This is a genomic window from Nocardiopsis sp. NPDC006938 (assembly GCF_042869555.1).
GTDB lineage: Bacteria > Actinomycetota > Actinomycetes > Streptosporangiales > Streptosporangiaceae > Nocardiopsis.
Map to the genome: position 1 here is coordinate 100,476 of NZ_JBIAGA010000009.1, position 17,515 is coordinate 117,990.

Sequence of the window (17,515 nt, forward strand, 5' to 3'; positions counted from 1 at the left end):
GCCGGTGTTACCCCCGGCCCCCGCGCGTCGGGGAGGGGGGGACGGGGGGGGGGGGGCCCGGTGGGGGCGGGCCGCCCCCCCCCCGGGGGGGCCCCCCACCCCCCGGGCGGGGGCCGCGGGCCCGGGGGCCCTCGGCCGGGTGGTTCGGGTCCACGCCGACCAGACCAGCGGCCCCGCCCACCGGTGCGGGTCCACACCGACCCCGCGAACCTCCCCGGCGAAGGAGCGGGACCCCGCCGACCACCCCGGTGGCCCTCCCGGCCGACGGGCCCGGCCATGAGATCGCCCACGCTCGGCCCACCTCCTCCCCGCGCTCGCCGCGACGCCCCGAGCCGACGCATCGCCCCAGGGAGCGGGCCGCGCGGCCCCGAACCGGGCCCTCGGCACCCGAACCCGCTGCGCGCGCCGTGCCACCGACCACATCCCGTGCGGGTTCCCCCGCTCCCACATGCGAGTACGCTCATCCGAAGGCCTCATCCGCTCATGGTCCCCCCGGGGACCGGCCGCTCCCCCGACCCCGTCGGTGCGCGAGTGCCGCAGCGCGGTCGGCGCCCGGTCGCTTCCCCGGCCCGGCGTCGGGCGAGGCCCGTGAAGCCAGTGCGTGGCCGTGCTGTCGAGCCCGCCGAACACCCGGCCGGGCCCTGCCAGTCGTGGCGGCCACCGGCACCCGCGTCGCGGCGCGTCTTCCGCGTCGCTCTCCTCTGACCCTGGGGCCCGTCACGCTCTCCTCGACACTGATCGCCCCGCCGTGCCGTCCGGCACCGCGGGCGCCCTTCGTCGTGCGCGCTCGCGGGACGGCGCCCCGGCTCCCGAACTCCACCGACGAACAGGCGGTTACCTTCGTGCGCACCACCCCCGACTCCGGAAGGGTCGGACTCCACAGCCCAGGGCCGCGTGAGACCTCATGCCGAGCGGCACGTGAGGAGTCGACCCATGAATGACGCTCCGGCCGGACGAAGAACCGTCGGGGTGGTCTTCTGGGCCTCCCTCGCGTTGTCGGCCCTGTTCGTGGTGTGGGGCGTGGCCGCCCCGAACCACCAGATGGCCACCATGAACTCCGCCCTGAACGCGGTCACCTCCAGCTTCGGCTGGGTGTACATCCTGCTGCCGCTGCTCCTGCTGGGGCTCCTGGTGTGGCTGGCGTGCAGCCGCTACGGGCGTATCCGGCTGGGCGCCGACGACGACCGCCCCGAGTTCGCCACCCACACCTGGATCGCGATGATCCTGTGCGCGGTGATGGGCATCGGCCTGGTCTCCTACGGCATCGCCGAGCCGATCTCGCACTTCGCGACCCCGCCGCACGACCTGGCCGAGCCGGGTACGCCCGGGGCCGCCGTCCTGGCCCTCCAGTACTCCTTCTACGACTGGGGGCTGCACGCCTGGGCGATCTTCGCGGTGTTCGGCCTGGCCCTCGGATACTCGATGTACCGCAAGCAGCGCCCCGGGCTGGTCAGCGCCCTGTTCCGGCCCCTGCTGGGCCGGCACGCCGACGGCCCCGCGGGCAAGGCGATCGACGTGTTCACGGTGTTCGCGACGCTGTTCGGCACCACCACGTCGCTCGGTCTGGGCGCGCTCCAGATCGACAACGGCCTGAACCGCGTCCTGGGCACGCCCACCGGGTCCACCACCCAGGTCCTCATCGTGGTCGTGGTCACGGTGCTGTTCAGCCTCTCGGCGGCCTCGGGGGTCAAGCGCGGCATCCGCTACACCAGCGAGATCAACCTGTCGGTGGCCTCGGTGCTCTTCGTGTTCGTGCTGTTCCTCGGCCCGACCGCGTTCCTGGTGTCGCTGTTTCTGGAGTCCCTGGGCCAGTACGGCGGGGACTTCCTCCAGATGAGCCTGCGCGGCCCGGCCTTCGGTGACACCGTCTGGCTCCAGAGCTGGACCTACTTCATGATGGCCTGGTGGGTGTCCTGGGGCGCCTTCGTCGGTGTGTTCCTGGCGCGCATCTCGCGCGGGCGCACGATCCGCCAGTTCGTCCTGGTGGTCCTGGGGATGCCGAGCCTGGCGTTCTTCGCCTGGTTCTCGGTGTTCGGCGGCGCCGCGATCGACCTGGACCTGAATCACGGCACCGACATCGCGGGCGCCACGGCGGCCGACCTGAACAGCGCCTTCTTCGTCACCCTGGCGGAGTTCCCGCTGCCCGTGGTGACGGCCACTCTGGTGGTGATCCTCGCGGTGCTGTTCTTCGTCTCCGGAGCCGACGCCAACACCTACGTGCTGGGCATGCTCACCACCCACGGGTCCATCAGGCCCCGGACGCCGATCCTGCTGCTGTGGGGCGCGGTGACCGGCGCGCTGGCGATCATCCTGCTGCTCTCGGGAGGGCTCAACGCCCTCCAGCAGACCGTGATCGTGGCCTCCGCGCCGTTCCTCGTGGTCATCGTGGGCGTGGTGGTCAGCTTCCTGCGCGACCTGCGTTCGGAGCCCGGGCCCGATCCCCGGCCCGCGCCCGTGTCGACCGGGCACCCGCGGGACGAGGTCGCCGTCGAGGGCTGACGGCGTCCGTTCCCGACGACGGCCTCCGGTTCCCATCGGGGGCCGTCGCGTTCCCCGGGGACCGCTCCGAGGGTGGGGGCAGGAGGGCAGAAACGGCTCCTGGACTCCGCGCCCCCGCGCGGGGTTCACTGTGAGCGCCGTGGGGATTCTTCCTCGCACGCCACGGCCGTCCTGTTCCCACCCCCTCTGGGAGACCCCCACATGCGACCCTCCCCCGCCCCCGACCGTTCACCCGGCCCCGCGAGGAGGCCCCGACTCGACCGCCGCACGCTCCGCTCCGACCTGCGCCACCTGCTCTTCGACTCCTCCGCGGCCCTGGTCGCGACCGCCGTCATCTTCGTCGTCCTGTACGTACGGGTCGAGGGAGGCACCTCACAGACCCTGGAGGTGATGCCGTTCCTCGCCGACGCCCGGCGGTACTGGCTGTACTGGGCGTGCCAGGCCTTCGGCTGGTCGGCGCTGCTGTGGGCGTGGATCACCCTCATGCTCGGCCTGGTGCGCGCCACCCGTCCCCCGGCCTCCCTGCCGGTGCCCCTCTCGCGGCTGGAGCGCTGGCACCGGGTCACCAGCATCACCACCATCGGGCTGATGTTCGGCCACGCCCTCGCGTTCTTCCTCGAACTGCTCCGGGAGAACGCCGACGGCCTCGGCGCCCTCCCGCTCCTGTTCTCGGCGTTCGTGGACGTGTTCGTCCCAGGCGGGTACTCGTCGGGGACCGGACAGGTGGCCATCCTGCTGGGACTCATCGCCCTCTACCTGGCGATCCCGCTGAGCCTGTCGTTCTACGTACGGGCCTGGACCGGGTCGCGGCTGTGGCGGGTACTGCACCGGTTCGTCATCGTGGTCTACGTCCTGAGCGTGTGGCACACCCTGCTGTACGGCACGAACGTGTGGTTCGACGGCGCGTTCCGCACGGTCGTGTGGGCGCTCCAGCTGCCGGTGGCCCTGCTGTTCCTGGCCCGGCTGCTGACGCCGCTGCGCGCCGACGAGCGGCTGACCCGGGCCGACCTGGTCCGGGGCCGGGTGACCGGCGGTCTGGTCCGGCTCTGCGGGCGCCTGCTCGCGGCCGCCGGTGTGGTGGTGCTGCTCCTGGTCACCGTGACCGGTCGGGACGGCGGCCGCACCCGGGGCGAGCCGTCCGGTGATCTGCTGGTCACCCAGCCCCTGGTGTGGGGCGGGCTGGCCGTCCTGTTGACCGTCATGGGCGCGGTGGCCCTGGCGGTGCGGGCCTCCGAGCGCGATTCCGGCCCCGCCGGTCCGCGAAGGCGGCCCGAGGAGGACACGCCCTAACCGAGCGGCCGCCGGGACGTCCGGTCCCGGCGGCCGCCCGCCTCACCCCTTCACGGCACCGCGCGTGATGCCGTTGACGAAGCTGCGCTGGAAGAGCAGGTAGACGACCACGATGGGGGCGATCACGATCAGGCTGGCCGCCGCGAGCAGCGGGACGTCGGTCCCGTACTGACCGACGAACAGGCCCAGTCCGGTGGGCGCGGTGCGCAGCGCCGGGGTCTGCACCATCACGAGGATGAGCAGGAACTGGTTCCACGACCACATGAACACCAGCACCGACAGGGTCGTGACGGCGGGCCAGGAGATCGGCAGCAGCACCCGGGCGAGCACCGCGCTGTCGCGGGCGCCGTCCACCCGGGCGGCCTCCACCAGCTCCTTGGGCACCCCGGCGAAGTGCGACTGCATCCAGTACACGCCGAAGGGCAGGAACAGGGCGACCTCGGCGAGGACCACCCCCGTGTGGGTGTTGGTCAGGCCCACCTCCCGGAGGTTGAGGTAGAGGGCGATGACCAGGAGTTCCACCGGCAGGGTGAGCCCCAGGACGAAGCCGAGCGAGAGCACGCGCCCGCCCCACACGCCCAGGACCGCGAGCGCGTACCCGGCCAGGGTCGCGAAGCAGACCGTCAGCGGAACCACGAACGCGGCGATGACCAGACCGGACCTGGTGAGCTGGTCGAAGCGGCCCGCCTCCCAGGCCAGCCGGAAGTTCTCCCACGACCACTGGTCGGGCACGCCCAGCCCGCCGACCTGGGAGCCGGTGGGATGGAGGGCGGCCAGGACGATCCCGGCGAAGGGGAAGAGCACCAGCACGGCGATCACCGCCAGCACGCCGTGCCGCAGGACCGAGACCGGGACGTCTTGACGCATCACTTCTCCCTCGCGAGCAGTCGGATGACGCTGACCAGGGCGACGACCAGCAGGGTCAGGACCACCGCGAGCGCGCTGGCCGCACCGACGTCGCCCTCGTTGAAGGCGAGCCGGTAGACGAGCAGGGCGGGCACGTTGGTCTGCCCGGCGGGGCCCCCGTTGGTGGTGACGTACACGAGGTCGAAGCTGGCCAGCGCGGCGATGGTGGTGATCACGCCCGCGATGCCGACCTCCTTGCGCAGCCCGGGCAGGGTGACGTGCAGGAACCGGCGCAGGCGTCCGGCTCCGTCGAGGGCGGCGGCCTCGTGCAGCGCCGGGTCGATCTTCTGGGCCCCACTCATGAACAGCACCATGCACAGGCCGCTCATGCACCAGGTACCGATCAACCCCAGCGCGACGAGTGCGAGGTGGTAGTCGGCGAGCCAGGAGCGGGCCAGCCAGCCCAGGCCCACGGCCGCCAGGAACTCGTTGACGGCGCCGCCGCCGCTGTAGAGCCAGCGCCAGGTGGTGCCGACCGCCACCAGGGGCAGCACCTGGGGCAGGAAGTAGACCGTCCGGTAGAAGGTGGTGCCCCGCCCGCCCCGCGCGGTGAGCAGCCCGGTCATCAGCAGCCCGATCGCGATCGGCAGGAACGAGAAGAAGACGATGAGCACGAGCCCGTTGCGGATCGCCCCGGCGAGCAGAGGGTCGGTGACGACCCGCGTGTAGTTGGCCAGCCCCGCCCAGGCCGGGGCCTGGACGCCGTCCCACTCCAGGAAGGAGAAGGAGAGCGTGCTCAGCGCGGGGTAGATCGCGAAGCCGCCGTAGACGGCCAGGGCGGGCAGCAGGTAGAGCCAGCCCTTGAGCCCGGACCGGGTCCGGTGTCGGCGGCGCGGGCGCCCGCCCCCGGCGCCGGGGGGCGGCGCGGGGGCGGGCGCGGTGTGCCGGTGCGCGGGTCCTCCGCTACTCATGGTGGCTTTCCCATTCGGCCTGTAGGGAGGCGAGGAACTCCTCGGGGGTGGCGCTTCCGGAGATCAGCCCCTGGACGCCGGGGGTGAGCTGGTCGATCATGCCGGGCGTGGCGTAGTCCGGGAAGGGGACGATCCCCTCGTTGTCGGCGACGGTGCCGAACCCGGAGTTGACCTCGCCGAGCAGTCCGCGGCTCTCGGTGGGCGCCTGGGTGTCGACGGGCATGAAGCCGGTGGACAGCTGGATCTCGGCCGCCTCGACGCCGCTCAGGTAGTCGAGGAAGGCCGCGGCCACGTCCGGGTGGTCGGTGTGCGAGGACACCGCGTAGGCGACGCTGGCCCCGGAGGCGACCGGCGTCTGGTCCACGGTGGTGCCCGGCATGAGCATGAAGCCGACGTCGTCGCCCATCTCGGCCTCCAGTTCGAAGGCGGCCCAGTTGCCGGTCACGAGGAACATGCCGTCGCCGTCGACGAACGCGGCGCGGGCGTCGTTGTCGGAGGTGGCGTTGGCGCTCTCGGGGACGTACCCGGCCTCCACCCAGCGGTGGAAGGTCTCGGTGGCCTCGGCGGCGGCGTCGGTCTCGATGGTGGACCCGGCCGCTCCGTACACCCAGTCCTTGTACTCGCCGTGGTCACCGAGCACGTTGAGCAGGGCGTTCCAGATCTGGAATCCGCCCACCTCGAGGCCGCCGACGCTGAGGGGTGCGATGTCGGCCTGGTCGGCGAGTTCGAGGGCGGTCTCGAAGTCCTCCAGGGTGGCGGGCGGTTCGGGGACGCCGGCCTCCTCCAGGAGCGCGGTGTTGTAGAAGACGCCCAGGACGGAGAGGGCTCCGGGTGCGGCGTAGAGGCTGCCGGTGGCGAACTCGGAGGCCGCGTCGTCGGACCGGAGGGGTTCCAGGCTGGCCGCCGGGAAGGACTCGTCCCAGCCGTAGGCCTCGGCGTAGGGGTCGAGGTCGAGGATGTGGCCGCCGGGGATGAGGGAGCGCATCGCGCCGGGGTTGTACTGCGCGATGTCGGGGGCGTCGTCCGAGGTCATCGACAGGCTGATGGTCTTGACGTAGTCGGTGAACTGGGTCTGCTGGAGCTCGACCGTGACGTTGGGGTACCTGGACGTGAAGCCCTGGACCAGCTCGTGGGTGGGCGGGTCGTCGGCGAACGCGAGCGTGAGGGTGGCCTCGGCGTCGCCGATGTCGGTGGAGATCTCACCGGGGGTGTTGTCCTGGGCGGAGCCGGTGGTCAGGGCGGCGCAGGCGGTGAGCGTGAGCGCGGCCGAGGCGGCCGCCACCGAGAACGCCGCGGCGCGTGTGGCCTTTTCCTTGGGGGGCATCCTGTTTCTCCGTTGATCCTTTGTGGTGGGGGGTGCCGACACTCCTGGGGAGAGCGGACTCCGGTCCCTGGGACGGCGCGCGAGAACAGGGAACACCGACGGGGGATCACGCAGGCCGGGCGATGTCCTTGCGTTTCGCCCGCCGCAGCGTCGGGACGTCGAGGGCCCGGTAACCCAAGGCTTGTCCGGCCTCAGATCGGTTATGTACTGTACGTAACCGAATTCTCACGACGCAACTTGGATAACCTAAATGTCCGCTATAGCAACAAATTCTCCCTTTTGGGAAACCGTGGCACTCGGATTGGTCACCAGGATTCTCGGACCCGTTCACACGGAAGTCCACTTTCGGGCACTCGACGCGCGGGAAAGGGCGTTCGAGTTCAGTGCCCGGGAGGGCGCGCTCACCATCGCCGCCACCGACGCGCTCGCCGCGTCCGTGGGCCTGCACACCTACCTCCGGGAGGTCTGCGGAACCGCGGTCGGCTGGGACACGCCCCGGCCGCTGCCCGTCACGGAGTTCCCGGACGCCCCGCCGACCCGGCGCACCGCCGAGACCGACCAGCTCTACTACCTGAACTTCTGCACCCAGGGCTACACGGCCGCGTACTGGGACTGGGACGGCTGGGAACGCGAGATCGACTGGATGGCGCTGCACGGCGTCACCCTGCCCCTCACCCTGCTCGGCCACGAGGCCGTCCTCCTGGACGCCTACGCCGCGCTGGGGCTGGACGAGTCCACGGTGCTGCGCTTCCTCGGCGGGCCCGGCTACCTCCCCTGGCAGTACATGGGCAACCTCGACGGCTTCCCCGGCCCGATGCCCTCCTCCTGGGTCGACGGCCACCTGCGGCTCGCCCGACGTGTGCTCGAACGCCAGCGGTCCTTCGGCATGACCCCGGCCCTGCCCGGCTTCACCGGGCACGTACCCGACGAACTCGCCCCCGGGCGGACCCGGACCCGCACCTGGCAGGGGTTCACGACCCACGTCCTGGACCCCGCCGACCCCCGGTACGCGCGGGTCGCCGAGGAGATCGCGCGCAGCCAGGCCCGGCTGCTGGGCACCGACCACCTGTACGCGCTCGACCCGTTCATCGAGATGGTGCCGGTGGACGCCGACCCCGCCTTCCCGGGGCGGGTGGCGCGGGCCACCCTGGCGGGTCTGACCGAGGCCGACCCGGACGCGGTGTGGGTACTCCAGGCCTGGCCCTTCTCCTACCAGCGGGACTTCTGGTCGGACTCGCGCGTGCACGCCTTCCTGGACGCGATCCCCGACGAGCGCCTGCTCGTGCTCGACCTGTGGGCGGAGGAGGACCCCCAGTGGTCCCGGCTGGGGGCGTTCGGCACCAAGGAGTGGGTGTGGTGCGCGCTGCTCAACTTCGGCGGCCGCACCGACCCGATCGGCGACCTCCAGGGCGCGGTGGACGGGATCAACGCCGCCAAGGCCGCCGGGAACCGCCCCGTGGGTCTCGGACTGTCCATGGAGGCCACCCGGAACAACCCGGCCTTCTTCGAGCTGGTGGCGGACCAGGCGTGGACGCGCACCGGTGACGTGTCCCGGGACTGGCTGCCCGGGTTCGTGCGCGGGCGCTACGGGCCGGAGTCCGACCCCGCGCTGCTGGCGGGCTGGCGGGCACTGAACACCACCGTCTACGGCGCGTCGGGGGTGCGGATCTTCCCGGAACAGTTCAACGGGGTGCTGACCGCCCGGCCCGGTTACACGGACCTGGCCCGGCCGGAGAGGGTGCGCGCGGAGGTCGACGGGCTGGTCTGGTACCCGTGGACCGACCTCGTCGGAGCCTGGGAGGCGCTGGTGGGCGCCGCCGAACGGGAGCCCGCGCTGGCGGAGGGGCCGCTCGGCGGGGACCTGGCCGACGTGGCCATGGCGGTGCTGGCACGGGTGGCCGACCACCGGTACGCGGAGCTGGTGGAGGCCGCGGCCGCGCGCGGCGCGGTCTCGGCCGAGGACGTGGAGCGGTTCCTGCGCGTGTTCGACGACCTCGACGCGCTGCTGACGACCCGCCCCGAGTACCGGTACGCGACCTGGGAGGCCCGGGCGGAGTCGTGGGCGGCCGACGACACCGACCTGCGCGTGCTGCGGGACAACGCCCGCCGCGTCCTCACCGTGTGGACCACGCCCGGGGACACCGTACTGGACGACTACGCGGCCCGGCTGTGGGCGGGCCTGGTCGGCGGCTACCACCGGCCCCGGTGGGAGGCGTGGGGGCGGGGCCTGTCGCGTGCCGTCGTGGACCGGCACGGGGCCACGGCGGAACTGAACCGCGAGTTGACCGGGATCGCGGAGCGGTTCCTGGCCGAGGGGGCACCGACGGTGGAGGTCCCGCCGGAGGGGGTGGTGGGGCGGTCGCGCGCGCTGCTGGAACGCTACGGCCGCGCCGGGGCCCCCTGAGGACGGTGATCGGCCCGTGCCCGGCCCATCCGTCCCTCACGACTCCCGACCCTCGCCCTCCTCGACCGTTCCCGCGCTCCATCGTGTGGTCCGCTCCGACAGTGGAGGACAGGAACCGACCGCCACTCCTGCGAGGGTGTCCCCGCACCACGACGAACGGGGGAACCGACCATGGCCACGAGGACCGCGCCCGTGCTGGACGACCGCGCGCTGAACCGCGCCGCGCTGGCCCGGCAGGCCCTTCTCGAACCGACCACCCGGTCGGTGTGGGAGACCGTCTCCCACCTGGGCGGGCTCCAGGCCCAGGAGCCCCAGGAGCCGTTCGTCGGGCTCTGGTCCCGCATGGCCTCGTTCGATGCCGCACAGCTCTCCGACCTGCTCAGCGCACGGCGCGTCGTGCGGGTCCACCTGATGCGGCGCACCGTCCACCTGGTCACCGCCGAGGACGCCCTCGCCTGGAGGTCCCGGTTCGATGCCATGCTGCGGCAGAAGGTCATGGGCGTCTACCGGGCCGACCTGCGCGGGGTCGACCTCGACGCACTCGCCGAGGCGGGCCGCGCGGTGATGTCCGACGGGCGGCCCCGGTCCATGACCGAGCTGGTCGCGGCACTCTCCGACCGCTGGCCGGAGCCGGGGCGGCGTCCGCTCGGCGAGATGCTGGTCTCGGCCCTGCTGCCGGTGGTGCAGTCCCCGCCTCGCGGGCTGTGGCGCACCGGCGGCGGGGTGCGCAACGTCCTGGTCTCCTCGTGGCTGGGCCGGGAGCCCGATCCCCTCGCCCCCGAGGGCTCCGACCCCGTCGGTGAGGCCCTGGTCCGGCGCTATCTCGCCGCGTACGGTCCGGCCACCACCACCGACCTGCGTTCCTGGTGCGGGCTGGCCGGGCTTCCGGCGGCGGTGGCCGCGGTCCGGGGCGAGCTGGTCTCCTTCCGGGACGAGCGTGGCAGGGAGCTGCTCGACCTGCCGGACGCGCCCCGCCCGGACCCCGGCACCGCGGTTCCGGTGCGGTTCCTGCCCGCCTTCGACAACGCGGTGCTCGGGTACCACTTCCGGAACCGGATCATCGACGACGAGCACCGGGGGCTGTCGGTGGCGGGCGAGCGCGTGGTCCTGGTGGACGGCCGGGTCGGCGCGACCTGGCGGGTGGAGGACGGCGCCGTGGTGGTCGACCCGCTGCGCTCCCTGTCCCGGACCGACCGCGAGGAGGTCGCGGAGCAGGGGCGGCGGCTGGCGCTGTTCCTCTCGGACCAGCGGTGCGACCGGGTACGCGTGGGGACCTCCCCCGCGTGAGCCCCGCCCAGGCGCACCGAGCCGCCGCCGACCGACCCCGACCGACTCCGGAGCGACCCCCGGCCGACCCCCGACCGGGCCTGCGCGCGCACGGCGCACGCGCGGCGCGGCCGGGGGCGCGGCGCCGGTCAGCCCTGTCGGCCGTTGGCGGCGAGTCGGCGCAGGGTCTGTTCCGAGGCGGTCGTCATCTCGTTCGGGACACCGAGGGAGTCGAGGTAGTCCGCGGTGGCCCGCACCTCCTCACTGCGGCGCGACGCGTGCTTGACGGTGCCGCTGAGAAAGCGGTCGACCAGCTCCGTTCCGCCCGTGAGCTGCGCGGCCACCTGTTCGCGCACCCATTCCTCCGCCCCGGCCGCCCGGCCCGCCATCACGGCCTCGCACACCACGGAGGCGAGGGGCTTCATCAGGGAGCTGCGCAGGAGCTTGCGCGCCGTGGCCTCTCCCGGTTCCCCCTCCAGGACCTCCACGCGGGCGCCGAGGGGTGCGCACACCCGCGCGACGTCGGCGGCGCCCGGGCCGCTGGCGATGAGGTCGGTGGCGGCTCCCCCGATGGTCATCGGGCCGAGGATGGCGACGTCGGCGAACCGGGCCCCGGTGGAGCCGACCCTCGTGCCGATCGCCCGCATGGTGTCGGGGGCGGCGGAGGTGAGGTCGGCGTAGACGGTGTCCGGGCGGAGCGCTCCGAGCACGCCGTCCGCGACGGCCGGTGCGACGGAGGCGGAGGTGAGGACCAGTACCAGGTCCGCACCGGCCACGGCCGCGTGGGCGGAGTCCGCGCGGTGGACACCGTCGGGGGTGTCCGTGGGGCCGGGGTCGAAGCCGGTGACCTCGTGGCCCTTGGCGGTGAGCGCGCTGGCGTAGATGTTCCCGGCCTCACCGAGGCCGATGACCGTGATGCGCATGGTGACCTTTCGTCGTGTGGGAGCCGACGACGGTCCGGTGCGGCGCGCGGGTGCGCCCGCCCCGTCCGGTCGCCGCTCCGCCGTGGTCCGGCGGGCGGCGTTCCCGGTACGGGTCAGGCGCTGGGCCGGATCACGGGCGGGCGTGCCGTCCGCTGAGGGCGGAGGCTGCTCTTCGGAGTTCGGGGACGGCCTGTCGTAGGCGGTCCTTGGAGGTGTGTTCGGAGGGTCCGGACACGGAGAGGGCGGCGAGTACCTCGCCGGTGGGGCCGGTGACGGCGACGGCCGCGGCGGCGACGGCGACGTCGCGCTCACCGATGGTCAGGCTGTGGCCGTCCCTGTCGATGTCCTCGAGTTCGCGGCGTACGCGTTCGGGGTCGAGCGGTTCTCCGGCGGCGTTGACGCACCCCTCCGACATCGCCGCCACGGCGTCCCGCTCGTCCTTGGGCAGGTGGGCCGCGATGACCTTGCCGGACCCCACGTAGAGCGGGAACCAGCGGCCGATCGGAACCTGGTAGTGGAGCTGGGGGCTGCCGTCGACCCGCACCGCGAGCACGCGCTCGAAGCCGCTGCGCACGTACAGGGACGAGGTGAGCCCGGTGACCGAGGTGAGGCTCTGCATGACGGGACGGGCCTGTTGGGTGAGCTGGTCGTTGACCAGGAACCCGTGGGCCATGCGCAGCACGGCCACGCCCAGGCGGTAGGTCTGGTTCTCCGTGACCACGAGGCCCCTGCGCTGGAGGACGGCGAGCGACCTGAGCACGGTGGCCGGGTGCAGGTCCACCAGGCGGCACAGGTCCACCAGGCGCAGCGGGGTGTCGCTGCGTTCCAGGGCCTCCAGGACGTCAAGGGCACGCTCCACACTGCGTACCGTGGGCTGGCCCGACGACTCTGCGGCCACTGCGGAACCCCTCAGGGTAGGGAGCTGAATGTCCCGCAAATGCTACAGGGAGGCGATCCTCGCCCGTGCCTCCTCCTCGCTGGCGCGCTTGGCCTCGGCGGCGGTGACGATCTCCTCCAGCCGGTGCCTGGGGATGACGGTGACGCCGTCGTCGTCGCCCACGATCACGTCGCCGGGGTTGACCACGACGCGGCCGACGGAGACGGGGACCTGGAGCAGGCCGGGGCCATTGCGGTAGGGGCCCGCCGGGGTGACGGCGCGGGCCCAGGTCGGGAAGCCGATGGCGCCGAGGTCGTCGGCGTCGCGGACGGCGCCGTCCACGACGAACCCGGCGAGGCCGCGGGCCTTGGCCCGTCGGCCCATGAGGTCGCCGAGCAGGGCGCGGTGCGTGACCGCCTGGCCGTCGATGACGAGGACGTCACCGGGCGCCGCGGTGTCGATGGCCTCGTGGATGAGCTTGTTGTCGCCCCCTGCGGTCATCACCGTGAAGGCCGGTCCCACCACCTTCGCGCCCTTCCAGACGGTCGAGATGGCGGCCTCGGCCACGTACAGGCGGTCGAGCACGTCACCGACGTTGGCCGCGGGCAGCGTGCCCAGACGGCGGTGCAGGTCATCGGGCAGGGGTGTGGTCTGTCCCGTCATGGGGTTCCTTTCGAGGGCGCGAGTCGCCGAGTTCCCTTGGCGACACCACCAACATTTCATCTAGTGAAGTTCATTGTCAATGAATGAAATATACATGGCTTCTTGTCACCACTACGCCACCATCCGCAACCAACGAAGGCGGGGCGCCCGACCTGAACCGAGCCGCGCCCCGCCTCCGCGAGGTGGAGGATTGTGAGGTCAGGCCGCCGGAGTCTCCTCCTGGTCGTCACCGTGGAGGTAGGAGGCGAGGAAGGCGATGACACCGAAGGTGGAGGCGAGGGTCACCGCGGGAACCAGCAGGTACTCCGAGGCCGCGCTGACCAGCGCGGGCTGCGACAGGACGGTGCCGACCAGCTGCCCCAGCACCATGAGGATCGCGACGAGGAAGAACCCGGCGAACGTCGCGACGAAGAGGACCCGGAGGATGCTCAGCGCGAGCTGGCGCGCCGACTGTTTGCGTTCGGACATCAGGTGCCCCTTTCTGTTCGGGCGGGCGGCCGTACCGCCCGCCCGGGACGCGATGGATCAGACGACGAAAATCGGCAGGACTCCCCAGCCCACGAGACAGGCCAGGAGGATGATGGGCACGAGGTAGAACAGGATCAGCGGCACGAAGGTCTTCTCCGCCTTGACCTGCACGATCCCCGACGCGATGAAGATCGGCGCGGAGGGCGGGGAGGACCCCTCGGTGGAGGCGGCCACCAGCGGCACCACCAGCGCGATCACCGGGTCCACGCCCACGGCGACGAGGCTGAGGAAGGACACCTGGCCCACGGCGGTCAGCGCGGCGGTCGAGGTCAGGGGGATCGAGACGACCGCGACCAGGAAGACGGTCAGCGCCACCATGAGGAAGGGCCCGGCGTTGAAGTAGCCCAGGACCTGCTCGACGTCCTCGGCCAGGCCGAGGTCCGCGAGCACGCCGCTGGCGGCCATCGCGAAGATCAACAGCGCGCCGATGGTGCCCAGGCGCGGCATCGCGGCGAGCACGAAGTCGTACCACTGGCGTGCGCTCCCGGGCAGCTCGCGGCGGCCGACGATGGCGGCGATGAGGATGATCAGGATCGGAATCCACGTGATGAGCGAGATGTCGCCGAGCGCGTCCCCGAGGCGGTCCGGCGAGCCCAGGTAGTCCGAGAGCGGGCCGGTGGTGACCGCGATCGGGATGAGCGCGCCGAGGTAGATGAGGGTGGCGGGCCATCCGGTACGCCACACCCGTGCGAACGGGAGCCGGGCCTCGTCCTCGGCCACCCGCACGCCGTCCACCCGGACGAACACGAAGGCCATCACGAGCCGGTGCAGGACCTGGTACAGGCCGGTGACCAGCAGCGCGAGGTAGATGTCTCCGGTCGAGACGGCCGCACCCGCGAAGCCGAGCATGATCACCATGGACGAGCTGGGCGGCAGGGCGGCTCCCATACCCCCGTTGCCCGCGAGGATCGTGGCCGCGCGCGCCCGGGTGAAGCCGTTGCGCACCATCCAGGGTCCGGTGACCGAACCGGTGGAGGCGACGTTGCCCGAGTTGGACCCCGAGAGCGCCCCCATCACGCCGGAGGCGACGACGTCGACGTAGGCGGGGCCGCCGCGCAGGCGTCCCAGGGCCGCGTTGAGGATGTCGAGGATCTTGTTGATGAGGCCGGTGCGCTCGATCATGTACGCCATGAACACGAAGGCCAGCGCGGCGTAGATGACCTCGTTGGAGGTGGTGTTCACGAGGCCGGAGACCATCGCTCCGAAGAAGTCCCCGCCCGCGAACAGACAGGTGACGACGAAGCCGAGGAACATGGCCTCGCCCATGTTCCTCTTGAAGACGGCGCTCCAGACGATGATGACCGCGATGAAGGCGGCCAGGGCCAAGAGGGCTGAGGGCATGGGAGGCTCCCGGGCTCGGTGATCGGGGAACGGCGTCGCGGAGGACGCCGGGCGGTGGCGGACCGTTCGGAGGAGTGCGAACGGTCGGCGGGGTGGGGAGGCGGTCCTCTCCCACAGGTCGCGTGTTTTCATCTGGTCGAAACAAAGTTTCAACTAGTGAAGTGTAAGTGCGCTGTGTGAAGTGTGTCCCAGGTTACGTCGAACGTCAACCGTGCACCGAGAATCTTCTGACCTGCAACGCGACCGTCACGGGGCGCGCACGGACGCGGGCACGCCCAAGGCACACGCGGCCAACGCCCCGCTACGGTCCGCCGCTCTCCCGGATCGCCCGGCACACAGGGCATCCGGCACCCGGAGGGGGCGGGCGGCCGGACTCCCGCCCCCGGGAAGGGAAGGGGCCTCAGTCCGACCCGCGCTCGGCGATGCTCTCGGCCAGGGCCAACGTGCGCAGGGCCGCGGCCACGACCGGCGCGTCGACGAAGCGGCCGTCGGCCAGAGCGATCGCGCCGCCCCCGCGCACCGACTCCGCGGACGCGCCCTCGGCCGCCTCGGCGATCTGGCGGGCACGGGACACCTCCTCCTCGGAGGGGGTGAAGGCCCTGCGGATCACCGGGACCTGGCGGGGGTGGATCGCCGAACGGCCGAAGAGCCCGCTGTCACGCCCGCGCAGGCAGGAGCGGTACAGGCCCTCGGTGTCACGGACGTCGATGTAGGCGGCCATCCCCGGCGCCGCCAGCCCGGCGGCGGCCGAGGCGACGACGATGCGGGTCCGCAGCCACGCGAAGGCCTCGTCGCCCCGCAGACCCAGTTCGGCGGTCAGGTCCGCCTCCCCCAGGGCCAACGAGCGCACGGCCGGGTGAGCCGCGATCTCCGAGGCGTTCTCCACGCCCCGCGCCGACTCCAACAGACAGTCCACGGGCACGCCCTCGCCGACGGCGTCCACGACGAGGTCGACGTCCCGCACGGACTCGATCTTGGGCACCCGCACCCCGTCCGCGCCCCCGGCCGCCACGGCGGCGGCGTCGAGCGCGGCCCACTCGCTGTGCGGGGCGTTGATCCGCACGTGCACCCGCACCCCGTCGTCGGCCGACCCCGCGCGGCGGGCGTCGAGGAAGTCCCGCACGTTGCGTCGGGCCGCTTCCTTGGCCGGGGGCAGGACCGCGTCCTCCAGGTCGAGGATGACGGCGTCGGCCCCTGAGGCGACCGCCTTGGCGAAGCGCTCGGGACGGTCACCGGGTACGTAGAGCCACGTGACCAGTGGCGCCTGGGTGCCGCTCATCAGATGACCCCCGCTTCGCGCAGCCCGGTCCGGGCCTGCTCGGAGTAACCGAGCTCCGCCAGGACCTCGTCGGTGTGACGGCCCTTGGGCGGACCCACCCAACGGATCTCACCGGGGCTCTCGGACATCCGGAAGGGCACGTTCTGGATCGCCACGCTCCCCAGTTCGTCGTCGGGGACGTGCACGATCGTCTCCAGGGCCCGGTACTGCGGGTCGTCGGCGATGTCGGACGCGTCGTAGATGGGCGCGATGGCCGCCTGCGCCCGGTCGAACTCCGCGATCACCTCGTCCGCGTCGCGCGCGGCGATCCAGGAACCCACGGCCTCGTCGAGTTCGTCGGCGTGCTCGTAACGGGTTCGGCCGGACGCGAACCAGGGCTCGTCCACGAGGTCCTCACGCCCCACCAGGCGCATCACGCGTTCGGCGATGGACTGGGCACTGGTCGAGATCGCCAGCCAGCGGCCGTCCCGGGTCCGGTAGGTGTTGCGGGGGGCGTTGCTGGTGGACCGGTTACCCGTCCGCTCCGGGATCGCGCCGGTCGCGTGGTAGGCGGTGAGCTGGGGGCCCAGGACCGTGAGGATCGGCTCGATGATGGCCAGGTCGATCACCTGGCCCCGGCCGGTCTCCTCCCGGTGGTGCACGGCGACCATGACGGCGTAGGCCACCGCCAGCGCGGCGATCCCGTCGGCCAGTGCCAGGGGCGGGAGCGTGGGCGGACCGTCGGGCTGCCCGGTCATGGCGGCGAAGCCGCTCATGGCCTCGGCGAGGGTCCCGAAGCCGGGGCGATGGGCCATCGGCCCCTTCTGCCCGAACCCGGTGACGCGGGCGATGATGAGCCGGGGGTTGCGTTCGAGGAGCGTCTCGGGGGCGAGGTTCCAGCGTTCGAGGGTGCCGGGGCGGAAGTTCTCGATGAGGACGTCGGCCTCGTCCAGCAGTCGGAGCGCCACTTCCTGGCCCTCGGGCCGGGACAGGTCGAGCGTGGTCGTGCGCTTGTTGCGGGCCAGCATCTTCCACCAGAGCCCGACCCCGTCCTTGGTGGGCCCGTGCCCCCGGGCCGGGTCGCCGCGACGGGGGTGCTCGACCTTGACGACGTCGGCGCCGAAGTCGCCGAGGTAGGTGGCGGCCATCGGACCGGCGAAGAGCGTGGCCGCGTCGACGACCTTCAGGTTGCTCAGTGATCTCATAGAAAACAACTTATAAGATATATAACCAGGCGCAAGGGGGTCCCCAGTCATCCGGCGCCACCGCCGCGCTCTCGCCACGGCCCCCACCACCGCCGAACGCCGACGGGGTACCGGGTCCCG

General features: G+C 72.4%; 14 protein-coding genes. 4 read left to right on the plus strand and 10 right to left on the minus strand.

What is annotated here, in order from left to right; translation table 11 throughout:
• Positions 1-933 precede the first annotated feature (933 nt).
• Together ACFYL4_RS15600 and ACFYL4_RS15605 are read left to right on the plus strand one after the other, a co-directional pair.
• Positions 934-2,499, plus strand: coding sequence for a BCCT family transporter (locus ACFYL4_RS15600; protein WP_387518905.1), 1,566 nt, complete (start codon positions 934-936; stop codon positions 2,497-2,499).
• 201 nt (positions 2,500-2,700) lie between these two features.
• Entirely contained in the window at positions 2,701-3,789 is a 1,089-nt protein-coding gene (locus ACFYL4_RS15605; RefSeq protein WP_387518906.1) for a ferric reductase-like transmembrane domain-containing protein, read from the plus strand.
• Positions 3,790-3,831: 42 nt separating this feature from the next.
• On the opposite strand, the gene ACFYL4_RS15610 is transcribed toward ACFYL4_RS15605, so the two are convergent.
• The 3 genes from ACFYL4_RS15610 to ACFYL4_RS15620 are packed head-to-tail and all read right to left on the minus strand — an operon-like array spanning position 3,832 to position 6,930.
• Entirely contained in the window at positions 3,832-4,656 is an 825-nt protein-coding gene (locus tag ACFYL4_RS15610) for a carbohydrate ABC transporter permease (RefSeq protein ID WP_387518907.1), read from the minus strand.
• On the minus strand, positions 4,656-5,606 hold the full coding sequence (locus tag ACFYL4_RS15615) for a carbohydrate ABC transporter permease (RefSeq protein WP_387518908.1): 951 nt from the start codon (positions 5,604-5,606) through the stop codon (positions 4,656-4,658). Before ACFYL4_RS15615 ends, ACFYL4_RS15610 begins: the two co-directional genes overlap by 1 nt.
• Positions 5,599-6,930, minus strand: coding sequence for an ABC transporter substrate-binding protein (locus tag ACFYL4_RS15620; RefSeq protein ID WP_387518910.1), 1,332 nt, complete (start codon positions 6,928-6,930; stop codon positions 5,599-5,601). Before ACFYL4_RS15620 ends, ACFYL4_RS15615 begins: the two co-directional genes overlap by 8 nt.
• 250 nt (positions 6,931-7,180) lie before the next feature.
• On the opposite strand from ACFYL4_RS15620, the gene ACFYL4_RS15625 reads away from it, so the two are divergent.
• Together ACFYL4_RS15625 and ACFYL4_RS15630 are read left to right on the plus strand one after the other, a co-directional pair.
• The gene (locus tag ACFYL4_RS15625) at positions 7,181-9,334 is read left to right on the plus strand and encodes an alpha-N-acetylglucosaminidase TIM-barrel domain-containing protein (RefSeq protein ID WP_387518911.1); all 2,154 of its coding nucleotides are present in this window, start codon (positions 7,181-7,183) and stop codon (positions 9,332-9,334) included.
• 171 nt (positions 9,335-9,505) lie between these two features.
• Positions 9,506-10,621 (plus strand): winged helix DNA-binding domain-containing protein, encoded by a 1,116-nt coding sequence (locus ACFYL4_RS15630; RefSeq protein ID WP_357765442.1) that lies wholly within the window; start codon positions 9,506-9,508, stop codon positions 10,619-10,621.
• Between the two features lie 128 nt (positions 10,622-10,749).
• Here ACFYL4_RS15630 and ACFYL4_RS15635 read toward each other — a convergent pair whose 3' ends face one another.
• The 7 genes from ACFYL4_RS15635 to ACFYL4_RS15665 all read right to left on the minus strand — a co-directional run bounded on the left by ACFYL4_RS15635 (position 10,750) and on the right by ACFYL4_RS15665 (position 17,395).
• On the minus strand, positions 10,750-11,523 hold the full coding sequence (locus tag ACFYL4_RS15635; RefSeq protein ID WP_357765439.1) for a DUF1932 domain-containing protein: 774 nt from the start codon (positions 11,521-11,523) through the stop codon (positions 10,750-10,752).
• A 130-nt stretch (positions 11,524-11,653) separates the two neighbouring features.
• Entirely contained in the window at positions 11,654-12,382 is a 729-nt protein-coding gene (locus ACFYL4_RS15640; protein ID WP_387518913.1) for an IclR family transcriptional regulator, read from the minus strand.
• Positions 12,383-12,463: 81 nt separating this feature from the next.
• The gene (locus ACFYL4_RS15645) at positions 12,464-13,063 is read right to left on the minus strand and encodes a methyltransferase (RefSeq protein WP_357765433.1); all 600 of its coding nucleotides are present in this window, start codon (positions 13,061-13,063) and stop codon (positions 12,464-12,466) included.
• Positions 13,064-13,261: 198 nt separating this feature from the next.
• Complete coding sequence (locus ACFYL4_RS15650; protein WP_357765430.1) at positions 13,262-13,531, minus strand: hypothetical protein; 270 nt, start codon at positions 13,529-13,531, stop codon at positions 13,262-13,264.
• Positions 13,532-13,588: 57 nt separating this feature from the next.
• Complete coding sequence (locus ACFYL4_RS15655) at positions 13,589-14,932, minus strand: TRAP transporter large permease subunit (RefSeq protein ID WP_357765427.1); 1,344 nt, start codon at positions 14,930-14,932, stop codon at positions 13,589-13,591.
• Positions 14,933-15,332: 400 nt separating this feature from the next.
• Positions 15,333-16,211, minus strand: coding sequence for an HpcH/HpaI aldolase/citrate lyase family protein (locus tag ACFYL4_RS15660; RefSeq protein ID WP_387518914.1), 879 nt, complete (start codon positions 16,209-16,211; stop codon positions 15,333-15,335).
• Positions 16,211-17,395 carry a CaiB/BaiF CoA transferase family protein gene (locus ACFYL4_RS15665; RefSeq protein ID WP_387518915.1) on the minus strand — a complete coding sequence of 395 codons (1,185 nt, stop codon included), beginning with the start codon at positions 17,393-17,395 and terminating at the stop codon, positions 16,211-16,213. Before ACFYL4_RS15665 ends, ACFYL4_RS15660 begins: the two co-directional genes overlap by 1 nt.
• Positions 17,396-17,515: the final 120 nt, after the last annotated feature.

What these genes read in the sequence shown, in the direction of transcription:
- ACFYL4_RS15600 (WP_387518905.1), top strand. Translation starts at nt 934, where the DNA reads ATGAATGACGCTCCGGCCGGACGAAGAACCGTCGGGGTGGTCTTCTGG.
- ACFYL4_RS15635 (WP_357765439.1), bottom strand. Translation starts at nt 11,523, where the DNA reads ATGCGCATCACGGTCATCGGCCTCGGTGAGGCCGGGAACATCTACGCC.
- ACFYL4_RS15650 (WP_357765430.1), bottom strand. Translation starts at nt 13,531, where the DNA reads ATGTCCGAACGCAAACAGTCGGCGCGCCAGCTCGCGCTGAGCATCCTC.
- ACFYL4_RS15625 (WP_387518911.1), top strand. Translation starts at nt 7,181, where the DNA reads ATGTCCGCTATAGCAACAAATTCTCCCTTTTGGGAAACCGTGGCACTC.
- ACFYL4_RS15630 (WP_357765442.1), top strand. Translation starts at nt 9,506, where the DNA reads ATGGCCACGAGGACCGCGCCCGTGCTGGACGACCGCGCGCTGAACCGC.
- ACFYL4_RS15645 (WP_357765433.1), bottom strand. Translation starts at nt 13,063, where the DNA reads ATGACGGGACAGACCACACCCCTGCCCGATGACCTGCACCGCCGTCTG.
- ACFYL4_RS15665 (WP_387518915.1), bottom strand. Translation starts at nt 17,395, where the DNA reads ATGAGATCACTGAGCAACCTGAAGGTCGTCGACGCGGCCACGCTCTTC.
- ACFYL4_RS15660 (WP_387518914.1), bottom strand. Translation starts at nt 16,211, where the DNA reads ATGAGCGGCACCCAGGCGCCACTGGTCACGTGGCTCTACGTACCCGGT.
- ACFYL4_RS15655 (WP_357765427.1), bottom strand. Translation starts at nt 14,932, where the DNA reads ATGCCCTCAGCCCTCTTGGCCCTGGCCGCCTTCATCGCGGTCATCATC.
- ACFYL4_RS15610 (WP_387518907.1), bottom strand. Translation starts at nt 4,656, where the DNA reads ATGCGTCAAGACGTCCCGGTCTCGGTCCTGCGGCACGGCGTGCTGGCG.
- ACFYL4_RS15620 (WP_387518910.1), bottom strand. Translation starts at nt 6,930, where the DNA reads ATGCCCCCCAAGGAAAAGGCCACACGCGCCGCGGCGTTCTCGGTGGCG.
- ACFYL4_RS15615 (WP_387518908.1), bottom strand. Translation starts at nt 5,606, where the DNA reads ATGAGTAGCGGAGGACCCGCGCACCGGCACACCGCGCCCGCCCCCGCG.
- ACFYL4_RS15605 (WP_387518906.1), top strand. Translation starts at nt 2,701, where the DNA reads ATGCGACCCTCCCCCGCCCCCGACCGTTCACCCGGCCCCGCGAGGAGG.